General features: G+C 41.2%; 10 protein-coding genes and 1 other annotated feature. Of the genes, 4 read left to right on the top strand and 6 right to left on the bottom strand.

Annotated features, from left to right (window positions below; translation table 11 throughout):
* Positions 1-75, top strand: a 75-nt coding sequence (locus ACFX4H_RS15835; protein WP_238141571.1) for a hypothetical protein, incomplete at its 5' end; no start/stop codon positions are given.
* Positions 76-209: 134 nt separating this feature from the next.
* On the opposite strand, the gene argS is transcribed toward ACFX4H_RS15835, so the two are convergent.
* From argS to desA, 3 genes are all read right to left on the bottom strand, one after another.
* A complete protein-coding gene (gene argS / locus ACFX4H_RS15830) occupies positions 210-1,883 on the bottom strand; it encodes an arginine--tRNA ligase (RefSeq protein WP_377435820.1) in 1,674 nt (557 codons plus the stop codon).
* A 41-nt stretch (positions 1,884-1,924) separates the two neighbouring features.
* Positions 1,925-2,143 (bottom strand) — a binding site (T-box leader).
* Between the two features lie 67 nt (positions 2,144-2,210).
* Positions 2,211-2,753, bottom strand: a complete 543-nt coding sequence (locus tag ACFX4H_RS15825; RefSeq protein ID WP_377435804.1) for a response regulator — start codon at positions 2,751-2,753, stop codon at positions 2,211-2,213.
* A gap of 92 nt (positions 2,754-2,845) precedes the next feature.
* Entirely contained in the window at positions 2,846-3,877 is a 1,032-nt protein-coding gene (gene desA / locus ACFX4H_RS15820; protein ID WP_063590093.1) for a Delta(5) desaturase DesA, read from the bottom strand.
* Positions 3,878-4,175: 298 nt separating this feature from the next.
* On the opposite strand from desA, the gene ACFX4H_RS15815 reads away from it, so the two are divergent.
* The gene (locus tag ACFX4H_RS15815; protein WP_377435803.1) at positions 4,176-5,423 is read left to right on the top strand and encodes a helix-turn-helix domain-containing protein; all 1,248 of its coding nucleotides are present in this window, start codon (positions 4,176-4,178) and stop codon (positions 5,421-5,423) included.
* Positions 5,424-5,577: 154 nt separating this feature from the next.
* Entirely contained in the window at positions 5,578-9,747 is a 4,170-nt protein-coding gene (locus ACFX4H_RS15810; protein ID WP_377435802.1) for a S8 family serine peptidase, read from the top strand.
* A 126-nt stretch (positions 9,748-9,873) separates the two neighbouring features.
* On the opposite strand, the gene ACFX4H_RS15805 is transcribed toward ACFX4H_RS15810, so the two are convergent.
* The gene (locus ACFX4H_RS15805; protein WP_377435801.1) at positions 9,874-10,383 is read right to left on the bottom strand and encodes a DinB family protein; all 510 of its coding nucleotides are present in this window, start codon (positions 10,381-10,383) and stop codon (positions 9,874-9,876) included.
* A 270-nt stretch (positions 10,384-10,653) separates the two neighbouring features.
* On the opposite strand from ACFX4H_RS15805, the gene ACFX4H_RS15800 reads away from it, so the two are divergent.
* On the top strand, positions 10,654-12,063 hold the full coding sequence (locus tag ACFX4H_RS15800; protein ID WP_377435800.1) for a LysM peptidoglycan-binding domain-containing protein: 1,410 nt from the start codon (positions 10,654-10,656) through the stop codon (positions 12,061-12,063).
* A gap of 24 nt (positions 12,064-12,087) precedes the next feature.
* Here ACFX4H_RS15800 and ACFX4H_RS15795 read toward each other — a convergent pair whose 3' ends face one another.
* Positions 12,088-12,984, bottom strand: a complete 897-nt coding sequence (locus tag ACFX4H_RS15795; protein WP_063590091.1) for a DMT family transporter — start codon at positions 12,982-12,984, stop codon at positions 12,088-12,090.
* 43 nt (positions 12,985-13,027) lie between these two features.
* Positions 13,028-14,161, bottom strand: coding sequence for an NADH-dependent flavin oxidoreductase (locus ACFX4H_RS15790; protein ID WP_377435799.1), 1,134 nt, complete (start codon positions 14,159-14,161; stop codon positions 13,028-13,030).
* Positions 14,162-14,228: the final 67 nt, after the last annotated feature.

Below are 14,228 nucleotides of genomic sequence, written 5' to 3'. Positions count from 1 at the left end.
GCTACATTGATGAAAGAAGCAAGTAATGTTCGTTACCTATCACACATCAAAGCCCTATTCAGCCTGGCTTATTAATTCATTATCACCGTGACATGTTCACGGTGCATGCCCTTTATTCCCGTTTGGGAGTAAGGGCATTTTTCATATCAAAAAAGGCGGGCACCCGCTGAAGGGGTCCCGCCATATTTCACTCTTATTGCTTTTTCATCTTACATTTTATTCGGCGTTGAAATTCCCAATAAACTTAGCGCATCCTTCAATACGATCGCAACGGAAAAAGCGAATGAGAGCTTCATCTGTTTCCATTCATCTTCAACCAGGATTTTCGAATGTGCATAATACTTATTGAATGCACGCGATACATGCAAGCTGAATTTGGCGATTTGTGATGGATCGGCTTGTTCAAATGATTTTTGGACAATGATCGGATATTGCTCCAGCAGCTGGATGACTGGCCACGCATATTCGCCTAAAGCGTCATATTGGATGGCCTGCTCTTTAAAATCACCTTTTTCAAGCAAGGAGGAAATTCGCGCATATGTGTACTGTACATATGGGCCCGTTTCTCCCTCAAAATTCATCATTTGCTCTAATGAAAAATCAATATCGTTCATGCGGTTATTTTTTAAATCATTAAAGATTACCGCTCCGACACCAACCTGTCTTGCAACCAGTTCTTTCTGTTCAAGCGCTTGATTTTTTTCTTCAATATTGCGCTTCGCAGTTTCGATCGCCTCTGCCAATACATCCGCAAGCAGCACGACTTTCCCTTTACGGGTCGACATTTTCTTACCGTCTTTTAGCATCATGCCAAATGCTACGTGCTGTAAGTCTTTTGACCACTCATACCCCATTTTTTCAATGACGTTAAAGAGTTGTTTAAAGTGCAGGGATTGTTCATTTCCGACCACATAAAATGTTTTCTTTGCCTCATACTGTTTTTTACGATACATGGCTGCAGCTAAATCACGTGTGGCATAAAGTGTCGCACCATCGGTTTTCGTAATCAAACACGGCGGCATGTCTTCCAATTGCACGACATAGGCACCTTCGGATAGGGCAAGCAGGCCTTTTTCTTTTAGTTCCCCGACAACCGCATCCATTTTATCATTGTAAAATGCTTCGCCGGCATAGGAATCAAAACGGATGCCCAATAAATCATAAATCGTCTCGAATTCTTTTAAAGACGCATCCCTGAACCATTTCCACAATGCCAGTGCTTCCTCGTCCCCGTCTTCAAGCGACTTGAAGCTTGCGCGTGCTTGTTCATTCAATGATTCATCGGTTTCTGCTCTTTCATGGAACTTCACATAGATTTTCAATAATTCCTCAATCGGCGAAGCTTCGATTGCCTCTTTGTCCCCCCACAGCTTATACGCGACAATCAACTTACCGAATTGCGTGCCCCAATCTCCTAAATGATTGATACGCACGGCATTGTAGCCATTTTTTTCGGCAATGTTGGCCAGTGCATTCCCTATGACCGTAGAGCGTAAGTGCCCCATGGAAAAAGGCTTGGCAATATTCGGGGAGGAATAATCAATCACGACATTTCCCTTTCCAGTCTGCATCGAACCATACTGATCCTTTTCCCTTAATATCGTTTGCAGCACGTTTTCCGTCACCATCTGTTGATTGACGAAGATATTCAGATAACCTCCCACTACGTTCACTTCTTGAATCAACGTACTGTTTAATTGTTGGGCTATTTCCGACGCAATCACCTGAGGCGATTTTTTGAATTTTTTCGCAAGAGTAAAGCACGGAAAGGCGACATCACCTAACTCCATCATTTTCGGCTTTTCCATTAATTTTTCTATTTCACTTGCTGGCATTTCATTGTTCAAAGCAGTTGAAATCAATTCTGCAATTGGTTTATTCATCGACATTTTCCCCTCCTAAACAAAAAAGCCCCCGCCTCTAAATAAGAGACGAGAGCATGAATTCCCGTGGTACCACTCTAGTTGCCACAAATTGCGGCCACTTTCCATTGTTAACGAGGTGACTCCCCGATATTCCCTACTGAACGGTTCAAGAAATTTCTCCAAAGTGCGCTTCATTCATCCGACCTGCATTAGGCTCCCACCATCCCTAACTCGCTTTCCATTTCAAAATGAACTACTCTCTTCATCACAGAATTTTCAATATTATAATTTAATCCATCGTACACAATTTAAAAAAACGTGTCAACAGAATTTAAGAAACAAATCCTAACCAGCCGGTAACTTCATTTTGTCCTTGATGTTCGAAAAATACTTCCTTACTGTCCCAATTGTGCCGCTTTGATTGGACGGCTCAATATTGGATGGACCATCGGCTAACAGCCCTAACACTCCCATTTCCCGGCCATTATGGCTGGAAGGCCCATCAATAAGCTCTGGGGAGTATATTCGCTTGCCATCCATTATGCTGCGAATCGAGCAGGCTAACTCTTCACCCGGGTTATCCTTCAATAAATAACCACTTACATCAGCCTTTAATGCGAGTTGAAAATAACCAGTCCTTCGAAATGTCGTTAAAATGACCACTTTACATTCAAATGACCTTAATGCTTCTGCTGCCTCAAGTCCGCTCATTACAGGCATCTCCATATCCATGATACACACATCAGGCTGTAATTGGTTTACAAGAGCCATCGCTTCTTCTCCATTACTGGCTTGCCCGACAATTTCTATATCTTCTTCAAGATTGAGTAGAGAACTTATTGCCTCTAACAGCATTTGCTGATTCTCTGCAATGACAATTCGAATCATTTTAAGTTCTCTCCTTTATCGAGTTCCTTATATGAAGCAAAGACTCCCCAAATCCGAGGATTATTAAGGGAGTCTGGAATGATACATGAACGTTACAGTTCAGATTTCACTTGAGTGGGAACACTTTTTTTCGTTAAATACTTTATGTCCTTGAAACCGACGAAATTCTTGGATTCCTCATCCCATAAACGGAAACGGAGTGAGCGCAAGCTTGTTGCAAGAGTAATCGTCGGAACGTTCTCTAAAGGCTGCGTATTATTATGCGCCATTTCCAATTTATAGTTAGGCACCCTTGGACTTAAATGATGAACATGATGGTAACCGATATTACCAGTAAGGAACTGCATCAGTTTTGGAAGCTTATAAAAAGAACTTCCCTCCACTGCTGCCAATACATATTCCCACTCTTCATTTTCTTCAAAATAAGAGTCCTCGAATGTGTGCTGGACGTAAAACAGCCAAATGCCGATTGAACCAGAAATCATGAAAATGGAACCTTGTACCAGAAGGAACGACTGCCAGCCTACTGCCAGGCAAAGCAATGCCGCAAAAACGACGATTAATACATTCGTCAAATACGTATTATTTTTTTCCTTCTTTCTAGCACCTTTACGGTTAAATCTATTTTTAAGAAGGAAAACATAAATCGGTCCCAAACCAAACATGACCAATGGATTACGATAAAAACGATAAGCAAAACGAAGTTTAAACGGTGCAGCCAAATACTCATCTACCGTAAGGGTCCAAATATCTCCTGTACCCCGCTTATCCAAATTACCGCTTGTTGCGTGATGCACAGAATGCTCATGTCCCCATTGATCAAACGGGAATAAAGTCAAAACACCCATGATCGTACCGACTATTCTATTCGCACGGCGGTCTTTGAAAAATGAATGATGCGTACAATCATGAAAAATGATGAATATTCTCGTCAAGAATCCTGCAGCAAACACAGCTGGGATTAAAGCTAGCCAATAAGAAACGGAAAGACTTATATATGCTAGGTACCATAAAATGATGAACGGCCCAAGGGTATTGATGATCTGCCATATACTTTGCTTTGTCGTTGATTGTTCAAAAGGAGCAATTTGTTTTCTCAAGGATTTCGTATTTTGCAAGGTCATATTTCAATTGCACTTCCTTTTATTTGTCGTTATCCATAGTATAAAGAAACCACCCTGATTTTATTAGTACCAGGTGTCATGACTAGAAGATGACAAATGTCATGTACAAGTCATTTCCAGCCTGCACATGAATGAAAACCAGCTCCTTTCCGCCGACTGTCTGCCAAATCTCCTCGCCGTGAATATGGAAATTGACCTCCTTCTGTTTTTTGTTTCAGATCATGACTATTTAACAATTGTGATGAGTCTTGTTCCCAAGTAGAATTGAACTATAACTTGGGATAACAGAGGTGAAAAGATGGATGGAATGCTATTGCATGTTATCACGACACTCCTAGATGAAAGGAAATGGAGTAAAAAGAAATTATCCGAACGGTCGGGCATCCATTATAGTGACATCAGTCGAATCTTTAACAACAAAAAGCCACTATCACTGCAATCTTTAGATCTCATAACAGAAGCATTCGGACTCCCGCGCGGAACATTTTATGCGAAGTATATCCCATTTTGTTTCAATGAAAAGGGGCATCTTGATAAACGAAGAAGTGTAGCCTTTCTATACCGGTGTGCCGTGAATGGCTACAAAAAAGAAATGAATGATCTATTGGACGTGATATTGGAAGAAGCATCAAAAAATATCCGGACTAAAAATATACAAAATGTTTTTCTCGTTGCCGAACAGCTTTTTTTGGCGGGCCATGAAAACGAAGCATTAGCCTTGTATGAAACCGTCATAAACCATATGCCGGAACGTTTATCCGAGGAAGTTGCCATTAGTCATTATCGGATATTTTACATGATCCGACTAACCGAAAATGGCCAGATCGCGATGATTCGTGCGTTAGAATATCTCGGCTATATGCCAGAAGAATTTCAAGAACTGACCATATTATGGATTACCGCAACATCTTATCTGATCAAACAATGGGATGACGTCCTTCATTATGCCAAACGATTGGAAGAGATAACGCAGAATGAGGATCATCAAGGACGGGCGCTCATGTATCAATGTTTTGCATTAACGAGAAAAGGCGGCTCAATTGAAGAGATACTCGAATTAATAAGGCGCTACGAAAAAATCAATGATTACTATGCGGAGCTTGCGGTTGGTAATCGGTTGGTCGCGTTGATTGATTTAGGTGAATTAGCGTACGTAGATGAATATTTGGAATGGCTTCGTGATCGTGAAGATGTGTATGCAGGCATCCCACGCATTCTCGAAACATTGGTGAAACAAGGACGATTGAACGAAGCGGAAAACGTCATTAAAGAGTTCACGGAAGAAATCGCGGAAATGGCAAGCAGCTCTAATTTTTTCAAACAACAATTATACGTGGATTATTGTTATGCACATGCGTTCTTTCAATGTGAAAATGGACGTTACAGTGAAGGATTACTAGAATTCATCAAGGTAGCGAAGATGGTAAAAAACAGCCGGATCCATGAAAAGTTTACACAATGTCTTCTTAAAATCTGGCATTATCGAATGTTTTTAACGCCAGAGTTGGAGGCGAAATACCTTCAACTTTTGTCAATAAATGAATAATTTCATCAAAAGCCCCTTAGGAGGGCCTTTTTTAATGTCCGAATATTTTGATTATAAAATAAATTCAACATTGATTCCTTTTTGCCAAATTAAAATGGCATCAACCCTTCGTATAATGAAGAAGAACTAATTATAGCGAAAGAAGGGGAAATGGATGAAACGATTCATCAAAGGGGCTGCGATTGTCACATTGAGTAGTGGACTGTTATTTAGTGCCATACTGACAATTCCATCCCATTCAAATGCCCAAGCAAAATCCACGGAAACAATCGAACAAATGTTGGCAGAATTAACACCCGCCCAACGTCAAGCCTTAGAAAAATTGAATGTAAGTAATAAAAGTGGTTTGCAACTTTCACCAGACGTGGATTTAAAAAGTCCAGACAAGGTTTCAGTCATTGTCGAATTCAAGGACAAGCCTGCTAAGGTGGCCGTTGTCGAAGAAGCGGTCAATGGCCATGACCTTTCGCTTACTGACGCAAAACAAAAAGCGGATGAAGCACATGAAACATTCCAAAATGATTTAAAAACCATCTACAAAGAAGATCTAAAAAAGAAGAAAGATGCCGTCAAGATTAAACGAACGTATAAAAGCACCATAAACGGTGTAGCGATGGAACTTCCGGCCGATAAGGTTAAATCATTGTTACAATCGGATGCTGTTCAATCGGTTTGGAGTAACCATCAAATCAAAATAGAACCACCTGCAAACCCGGACGGAACGGATGAAACAAAAAGCGAAGCAAGCGAAACATTTCCAGGAGTGAGCAAATTACATAATGAGGGGTTGACTGGTAAAGGAATTAAAGTAGGTGTCATCGATACCGGGATTGATTATAACCATCCAGATTTAACGGATGCGTATAAAGGATACCGAACACAAAAAGGTGTCGACCCGAAAACAAGCAATCCTAGTTCAGTTAAAGGGTGGGACTTCGTCGACAACGATGCGGATCCAATGGAAACTACTTACGAAGATTGGAAAAAATCCGGACGTGGTGAGTTCGTTGACGGTTCTGCCTATTATACCGAACACGGTACGCATGTAGCGGGCATTATTGCTGGACGCGGGAAGAACAATACCGATTATGCGGTGACAGGTGTTGCACCAGATGCCGAAGTTTATGCTTATCGTGTTTTAGGACCATGGGGATCTGGTTCAACGGAAGCTGTATTAGGCGGAATTGATAAAGCCGTTTCGGATGGAATGGATGTCATCAATTTATCACTTGGCTCTAACTATAACGACCCAACGGATATCGAGAGTATTGCTGTGAATAACGCGGTACTTTCTGGTGTGACTGCCATTGTCGCAGCTGGGAATTCCGGAGAAAAAATGTATACACTCGGCGCACCGGGTGCAGCTTCATTAGCAATTACAGTCGGGGCAAATGATACAGCGAAGACCATCGCCATGGCAAAAGGGTCTTTGCACACAGGATCAGATGTACCAGCTGACTTAAAACTTTTAGCAAAAGGGTTTGACGACAAAATCAACACATTAAAAGGACAAACTCTTCCGATTGTTTTCATACCTGGGATTGGTGATGCAACAAGCTATAACGGAAAAGATGTGAACGGAAAAGTTGTTTTAGTGAATCGAGGAACAATTGGGCTCGATGAAAAAGTGAAGGAAGCTGGCAAAAATGGGGCAAAAGCAGTGTTACTCGTCAATAATGTGGCAGGAGAAGGATATATTCCGTCATATCTAGGTGAAGGGTATGGCTTCATCCCAACATTTTCTGTATCGAATGAACAAGGAAGCGACCTAAGGCAAAAACTAACGTCCGGCTCGGAAACTTTTTCGTTTGATGAAATAACCCAAACGGTTTCTGAAGGAAATAAACTGGCTGACTTCAGTTCGCGTGGTCCAGCACGTATCACGTATGATATTAAACCAGAAGTTACGGCACCAGGTGTAGCGGTCTTCTCGACTGTTCCATCGTATATGCACGGTGCTGATCAAATCGGAAACTATCAATATGCATACGAAAACTTATCGGGTACGTCCATGGCAACGCCAAATGTTGCTGGAGTTGCGGCGCTCTTATTACAAGCTAATCCGGATCTAACACCTGCTCAAGTGAAGGAAACGCTGATGAACACAGCGGACCCATTGAATGGCAATTACAGCGTATATGAAGTAGGTGCGGGCCAAGTAGATCCATATGAAGCGATTCATTCTCAAACTCGCATCGAGGTGATTGACGAAACAGAGGGTGGATTGAACAAAAAAGGTGAGCTTAAAACAGTCAAAGATTACACGGGCGCACTAGCCTTTGGAACTGTTGCACCAGGCGGAACGAATGTGAGTGATCACCGTTCACTTACTGTCTACAACAATAGCAAACAAGCAAAAACATTTAATGTCACTGTTTCGTTTCAAACGGATCACCGCGGTTCAAAAGATGCGGATTCCAACGGTGTCATGATTGAGACGGATAAAACGCTCAAAGTAAACGCAAATGCGAAAAAGAAAACCGTAGTGTCGATTTCCGTACCTAAAACAGCTGCAATCGGAACATATGAAGGCTATGTAACGTATTCCAATCAAAAGAATCCGGAAGAAACCTTCCAAGTACCTTTTGCGATTCGTACAGTCGAAGAAGGAATCAACTCTTTATCACTTAGTCCACAAGCATTTACAAGACCATTTGATTCTGCTTACGCTGGTCAGCTAGTCTATACGAATGCATATCTAAATTTAAAATCCCATATGCGAACCGTTGACGTCGTTCTTGTTGACGGAAAAACAAATGAAGACATTGGGTTTGTTGGGACATTAGACGGTCTCTTCATGAATGATAATACGGATTTTAGTATTTCACATGTATTTGACGGATATTACTATCCATTGACAGGAAATTCGGAGCAGCCAATTGCTTATGATCAAGAACTTGCTAAGCCAGGGTATTATAAACTGAAATTTGTTGGGACAAATGATTCTGGCAAAACATTCGCAAAAGATGCAGCTGTTTATATGGATAACTCAGCACCGAAAATGACACTCGATTTATCATCTGATGTGGTTGAGTATAAACCTGGAACAAGCACAGTGAATGTTACAGGTTCCATCTATGATAAAGAAACAGAAGAAATGAAAGCGGCTGGTCTGCCATACACACAAGGAAGCAACAGAGTGTATTATCAAGACCAATTCGGGGGTACCGTAAAATCAGTGCCTGTCAAAGCTGATGGGACGTTTACGGCAACTATACCAGTCAACCAAACTAGACCCATGCTCCTTGCATTCTTTGGAATGGATGTGGCTTCGAATAAAACTTTTAAAGAAGGAAGAGAAATATACTTCGTTAGGGATGATCAACCTTATGGCTTCCTGCAGCCTGAAAAACGAGCGGGAAATATGGGAGAGACAGTACACTCGGTATTAAGCCTAAACAAGGTAAGTAATGTAAAACAAGCTGTGTTTAAGCTAGATTATTATAGTGATATTGCGTCAATCAATGTCAAACCGCATGCAAGTGTGACTGACCAAGTTAGTGTTAAGGTTGATGAAATAGACGTCACACCTACTAAGAAAGAAGCAACAATTACAGTAACATTGAAGGATGGAGCATCTGGATTATCTGGTAATCTCTCCTTAGCCGATGTAGCGGTTACAATGAAAAACGAATATAGTGCATATCCTGCTTTCTTTGCGAACACGTTGGATAATGTTTCGTATACAGATGTGAATGGCGAAACAAAACAGGCCTATAATGGAAATCCAGCTCTATATATGATCCCGACGCATTCACAAGCGCGTGGTGGACTAAATGCAGAGGCGTTAATGATCTATTATGGAACTCCTAACCAACAACCAAAGTCTTTACCTTACTCAACTATGGGGATTAAAGTAAAAGCAACTGGATCAGATGGGGAAATTTACAAAGGAACAATCGGTCAGGAGCTAGCGCTCTCATACCGCATACCAAATCTACCATTAACAGATGAACCGTTCCAACTGGAGTTTAATGTACCTGGTCATTTTACGGTAAACAAACAATTTACAATCGGATTCCACGAGGATGGAAAAGTAATCCATCAAAATTTACTACTTCCATACAATCCGGCAATTGCGGGAGATGTGAATAAAGATGATGTAATCGATGTACTTGATGCATTGTACATCCAAAACTACTGGGGAACAAATAAGCGTGAGGCGGATATCAACTACGACGGAGATGTCAATGCGAAGGATTTTGCATTTGTTGAAAAGAATTACTTGATACAAAACCCGACAGTGAAAAACCCGCCGTCAGTGAAAAAGAAGGTTAAAGGCGCTACATTAGAAAGCATCAAGAGTGCGTTAGACATAAACTAAAATAAACCGAAGAAAAAGCACCCCCTGATTTGTCAGGGGGTGTTTTTCTTATGGAAACATTCAAGTCATAAGTAAAACTAAACAATTTCTTTCGAAAACATCCGATATCCAGGTGAGGAAGGCCAGTTACTCTCCTTTTAAAAATAAATGCAGCCCATAATCCGTCGAAGTTGAGGCATAACCCATTTGGCGCAACATGGCCGTGATATTGCCGCGATGATAGGTTCCATGATTCACGACATGCGGTACCAATTCAGCTGCACTTGTTTTCATTTGTCCGCCAGCTGGATTCTCAATTATAAGAGGTTTATGTAAATTTTCTTTTTGGCCAAGCAGCGATTTGTACCGCTCGGACAACTCAAAAAACATGGCCTCCATTTCCTCCAATTCCTTTGACTCCAGTTGTTCCTTCCGTTGTTCAGCCAGCTCTAATGCATGTTTCATGCTTTTACCGGAAAAAACCTCCGCCCACCCCAGATCGGAAAGATACACATGGGCCATCACACTCGATATTGATGAAAACACACTTTGAACTTCTTGATGGTAAACATCCTTTGGAAGCTCTTTTAAACGGTTGAAAATCTGATTATTTGCCCATATGTTGTAATCATAAAACTGTAATGCAAAATTTGACATATAAACCCTCCCCTTCTACTTACAAATCAATTGCCCGTCTTACGGATTAATTCGTCCCACACGATGGTTAGAAATGCCTTTCCACAATGTACCTCTATTTATATGGCTATTCTCCATAGTAAACTAGTAAAGTTAAATTTTACAAAGGGGAATAAAATCATTGTGAAAAAATTCTTTGGATGTTTTATTATGTTAAGCCTTCTTTGTATGTGTCTCTTTCCAACCAGTGGTCATTCATCAGGTAAAACCCAATCCATAGGTTTTGTTAAAGTGGACAATACAAAAGTTTTTAGTTCTCCTAAATTAGGTTCCACTCTATTAAAGACCTTAAAGAAGGGCGAAGAGTTTCCCATCATTTCTTCTTCCGTTGGGGATTCCGCGGGGCCCATCATTCATAAAGTGAAGTCTGGAAACACACTATGGAAAATAGCAAATCAATATGGTGTTTCAGTAAGTGAGCTGCAAAAAGTAAATAAATTAACCTCTTCCGAAATAACTGTTGGCCAAAACCTGAAGATTCCCCAGAAATATAAGATCCATAAGGTTGTATCAGGCGATACATTGTGGAAGATCTCTAATAAATACAAGGTAACCACAAATGATTTGACGAAATTAAATAACTTACGCACGGTTACCCTTAAAGTGGGCCAAAAATTGAAGGTTCCGGATTATTACTACCAGGTTCAATTGCTTGGCGGAAAAAAGGGCTGGATAAAGAAATCCCAGCTTCAAAATAAGGCGCAAAACCGTATCGTCATGGGCTGGAAGCATAATGGATCGAAAGAAAACTATACCCAGCAACTTAAACACCCCAATTTGAATGTAGTATCTCCCCGTTCTTATACGCTGACGGATACCGGTAATTACGTTTCCGTTTCTGTAGATACAAAATACATCCAAACTGCCCATAAACAAGGAAAACAAGTTTGGCAGCTTATCGGGAATAAATTTGACCCTGTATTAACTAGTTCTGTACTAGGCAATACAAAAAAACGCCAGAAATTAGTTTCAGCTTTACGCGATTCACTTGTTAAAACGAAAAGTGATGGAATAAATGTAGATTTTGAAAACATCGATCCAAAAAATAAGAAGGACTTTGTACTTTTCATAGGCGAACTGAAAAAGGCACTAAAACCGCATGGAATTATAGTGTCTGTGGATGTCACCCGAGAAAATGAAGACCCTTATTGGTCAAAAAGCCTAGATAGGAAAGCACTTGGCAAAATAGCGGACTATATAATCATAATGGGTTATGACGAGCATTGGGGAGGGAGTCCGGTAGCCGGGTCCGTTTCCTCGTTACCTTGGATCAAAGAAGGAACCAAGCTTTTAATGAAAGAAGTACCTGCTCATAAGATCATATTGGCTGTACCATTTTATACGAGAGAATGGGAAACCGATTTGTCGACCAAAAAAGTGAAAAGTCATGACCGTACCATGGCTGAGGTCAACAAAATCATTTCAACTCAAAAACTTAAAAAGGTATGGGATAAACAGACGCAACAAAATTACGTGGTGTACACTTCCAAAGGGAAAAAGCATCAAATTTGGATAGAAGATAAAAAATCGATGAAGCTCCGTATCGACCTGGTTAAACAAAATCATCTAGGCGGTGCAGCTGCTTGGTACATTGGATCAGAAACCCCTGACATTTGGGATGTCTATCATTTTAATCAATAGGTACATGCATAAAGGAAAAAGGCCTCACATTGTGTGCGGCCTTTTCTGCATGACATCATTTTCAGTCGGTCCAGTCGTTTTAAGTGAATAGACCACCCCAATAAATATCAAGGAAATACCAAGAATTTGAATCCCGTCCGGTTTAAATCCTGAAAGCAGAATATCCAAAAGGATGGCAACTGCCGGATCGACAAAAATCATGAAAGACACTACATTTGTAGGCAAATGGCGAATACTATTAAAAAACAGCAAATAAACGACGCCTGTATGGATGATGCCGGTAAGCACCGTATAAAACCATTCGGAAGATTTTAACGTTGTATATACGGAATAATCGACAAAAGGAATCAGTAATAGAAATCCAATGAACATTTGCAGAAATGTGGTCGCATATACACTGGTCTTTGTAATGCTCTTTCCTAAAAGCATGGTTGCCGCATAGAAAAAGGCAGCAATGATCCCATACATGATGCCCTCCCATTCAGGAGATGATGATCGAAATCCATCTGTTCCCATAATGAGTAATGTGCCAATGAAGCAAAGGGAAATGGCCAAGATGGAGAATACATTCATTTTCTCCCTAAAAATGAGGCTCCCTATAATGAGTACAAGGATCGGCGCTAAATGATAAAGCGAAATGGCAATTGTCACCGATATCAGCTCAAAAGATTTAAAGAGGAATATCCAGTTCAACAAGTTGGCCACCGCGCAGAAAATGATGAGCATTACCTCCCTGCCATTCCATATTTCGTTCTTGAAATGTCCGGTAATCATCCAGGCTGCACATAAGAATACGGCAGCACAAATGCAGCGAACAAAAACCAATTCCAATGCAGGAAGTCCTGATAGTTCCGAAAAGAAACCGACAGAACCGAAGATTGTCATGGCTAGAGACAGTTGAAGAAGTGCTATTTTATTCATTTAATTTCCCCTCATGAAATTTCCATTTTTTACATTTATACTATCATTTCTCGGGCATGCCGTCACGAGTAATGATATTCGCCCACATTTGTTCCGGAATACTTAATGTACACCTGCTATCGCGCGGCAAGGTCGTCATGATCTCGTCTTCCCTGCCTTCCATTATTTTGGCGACCCAGTCCGGTTCCATCAGCAATTCCCTTCCTAATGCGAAAAGCGGTATATTTTTCTCAAGCACAGCATTTGCTTCCTCTGGAGTATGGATCGATCCAAGTGATATGAAACTGGTCCTGCCAGCGATGACATCGCGGAGAATTTCGGTCCTTGTCAATCCCCTGTTCAATCCGCTTCTAGGCATGGACCAGACATTTTTAACAGAAAGATGTAAATAAGAAAGCCCCTGAGTTGCCAATTCATCTACCCATGCAGCTGTATCATCCATTTTCAATCCGCCTTCTTCCGGTTCTTCGGGGGAGAAGCGATACCCAATAACGAATTCCTTGTCTGCATATAGATCACGGATCCGCTTCACCTCCGCGATGACGGCAAGTGGAAAATGCATTCTATTCTCCAGACTCCCTCCCCAGTGATCTCTCCGTCTGTTGGAGTGGGGTGAGAAAAACTGCTGCAGGAGATAGCCATTCGCTCCATGGATTTCCACACCGTCGAATCCTGAACGAATGGCATGGCGGGTGGCTCTTCCAAAGTCTTGAATAGTGGATAGAATCTCAGTGTGGCTCATTGACCTTGGAATGTACTCTTCGCCCATTCCTTTATAAACGCTTGCAATGATTCCGCTCGGACTAACCATTTTTTCTCCGCCTGTACAGCTTGGAAGGCTCTCGCTTCCGCCATGATGAAGCTGGAGAATGGCTTTTGCACCTTTGGATTTGATGGTTTTTGAAAGCTCAGTGAGTCCAGCGATGCTTTGTTCATCATATACTTTCATTTGCCGGGGAAAGCTTGTCGCAACAGGGGAAATGGCGGCAGCGGCAGTAATGAACATGGCAGGTCCATCCGCCCTTCTTTTATAGTAGGCTAATTCCTCGTCAGAAACCAGGCCATCCTCTTGACCTGAATAAGTGGTCATCGGCGCAACTACAATCCTGTTTTTAAGAAACGTTCCATTAGAAAGCGTGTACGGTGAAAAAATTTCCCCGTATTTCCGTTTCAACATTTTCCATCACCCATTCGTATTTTAATTTGTAATTTTATTGTATTCTCGACCACATCATAAGTAAAAT

Origin of the sequence: Peribacillus sp. YIM B13477 (genome assembly GCF_042787955.1) — a bacterium.
Taxonomy (GTDB): domain Bacteria; phylum Bacillota; class Bacilli; order Bacillales; family DSM-1321; genus Peribacillus; species Peribacillus frigoritolerans.
This window is presented reverse-complemented; position numbering and strand designations above follow the sequence as displayed.

What these genes read in the sequence shown, in the direction of transcription:
- ACFX4H_RS15805 (WP_377435801.1), bottom strand. Translation starts at nt 10,383, where the DNA reads ATGTCAAATTTTGCATTACAGTTTTATGATTACAACATATGGGCAAAT.
- desA (WP_063590093.1), bottom strand. Translation starts at nt 3,877, where the DNA reads ATGACCTTGCAAAATACGAAATCCTTGAGAAAACAAATTGCTCCTTTT.
- ACFX4H_RS15810 (WP_377435802.1), top strand. Translation starts at nt 5,578, where the DNA reads ATGAAACGATTCATCAAAGGGGCTGCGATTGTCACATTGAGTAGTGGA.
- ACFX4H_RS15795 (WP_063590091.1), bottom strand. Translation starts at nt 12,984, where the DNA reads ATGAATAAAATAGCACTTCTTCAACTGTCTCTAGCCATGACAATCTTC.
- ACFX4H_RS15825 (WP_377435804.1), bottom strand. Translation starts at nt 2,753, where the DNA reads ATGATTCGAATTGTCATTGCAGAGAATCAGCAAATGCTGTTAGAGGCA.
- ACFX4H_RS15815 (WP_377435803.1), top strand. Translation starts at nt 4,176, where the DNA reads ATGGATGGAATGCTATTGCATGTTATCACGACACTCCTAGATGAAAGG.
- argS (WP_377435820.1), bottom strand. Translation starts at nt 1,883, where the DNA reads ATGAATAAACCAATTGCAGAATTGATTTCAACTGCTTTGAACAATGAA.
- ACFX4H_RS15790 (WP_377435799.1), bottom strand. Translation starts at nt 14,161, where the DNA reads ATGTTGAAACGGAAATACGGGGAAATTTTTTCACCGTACACGCTTTCT.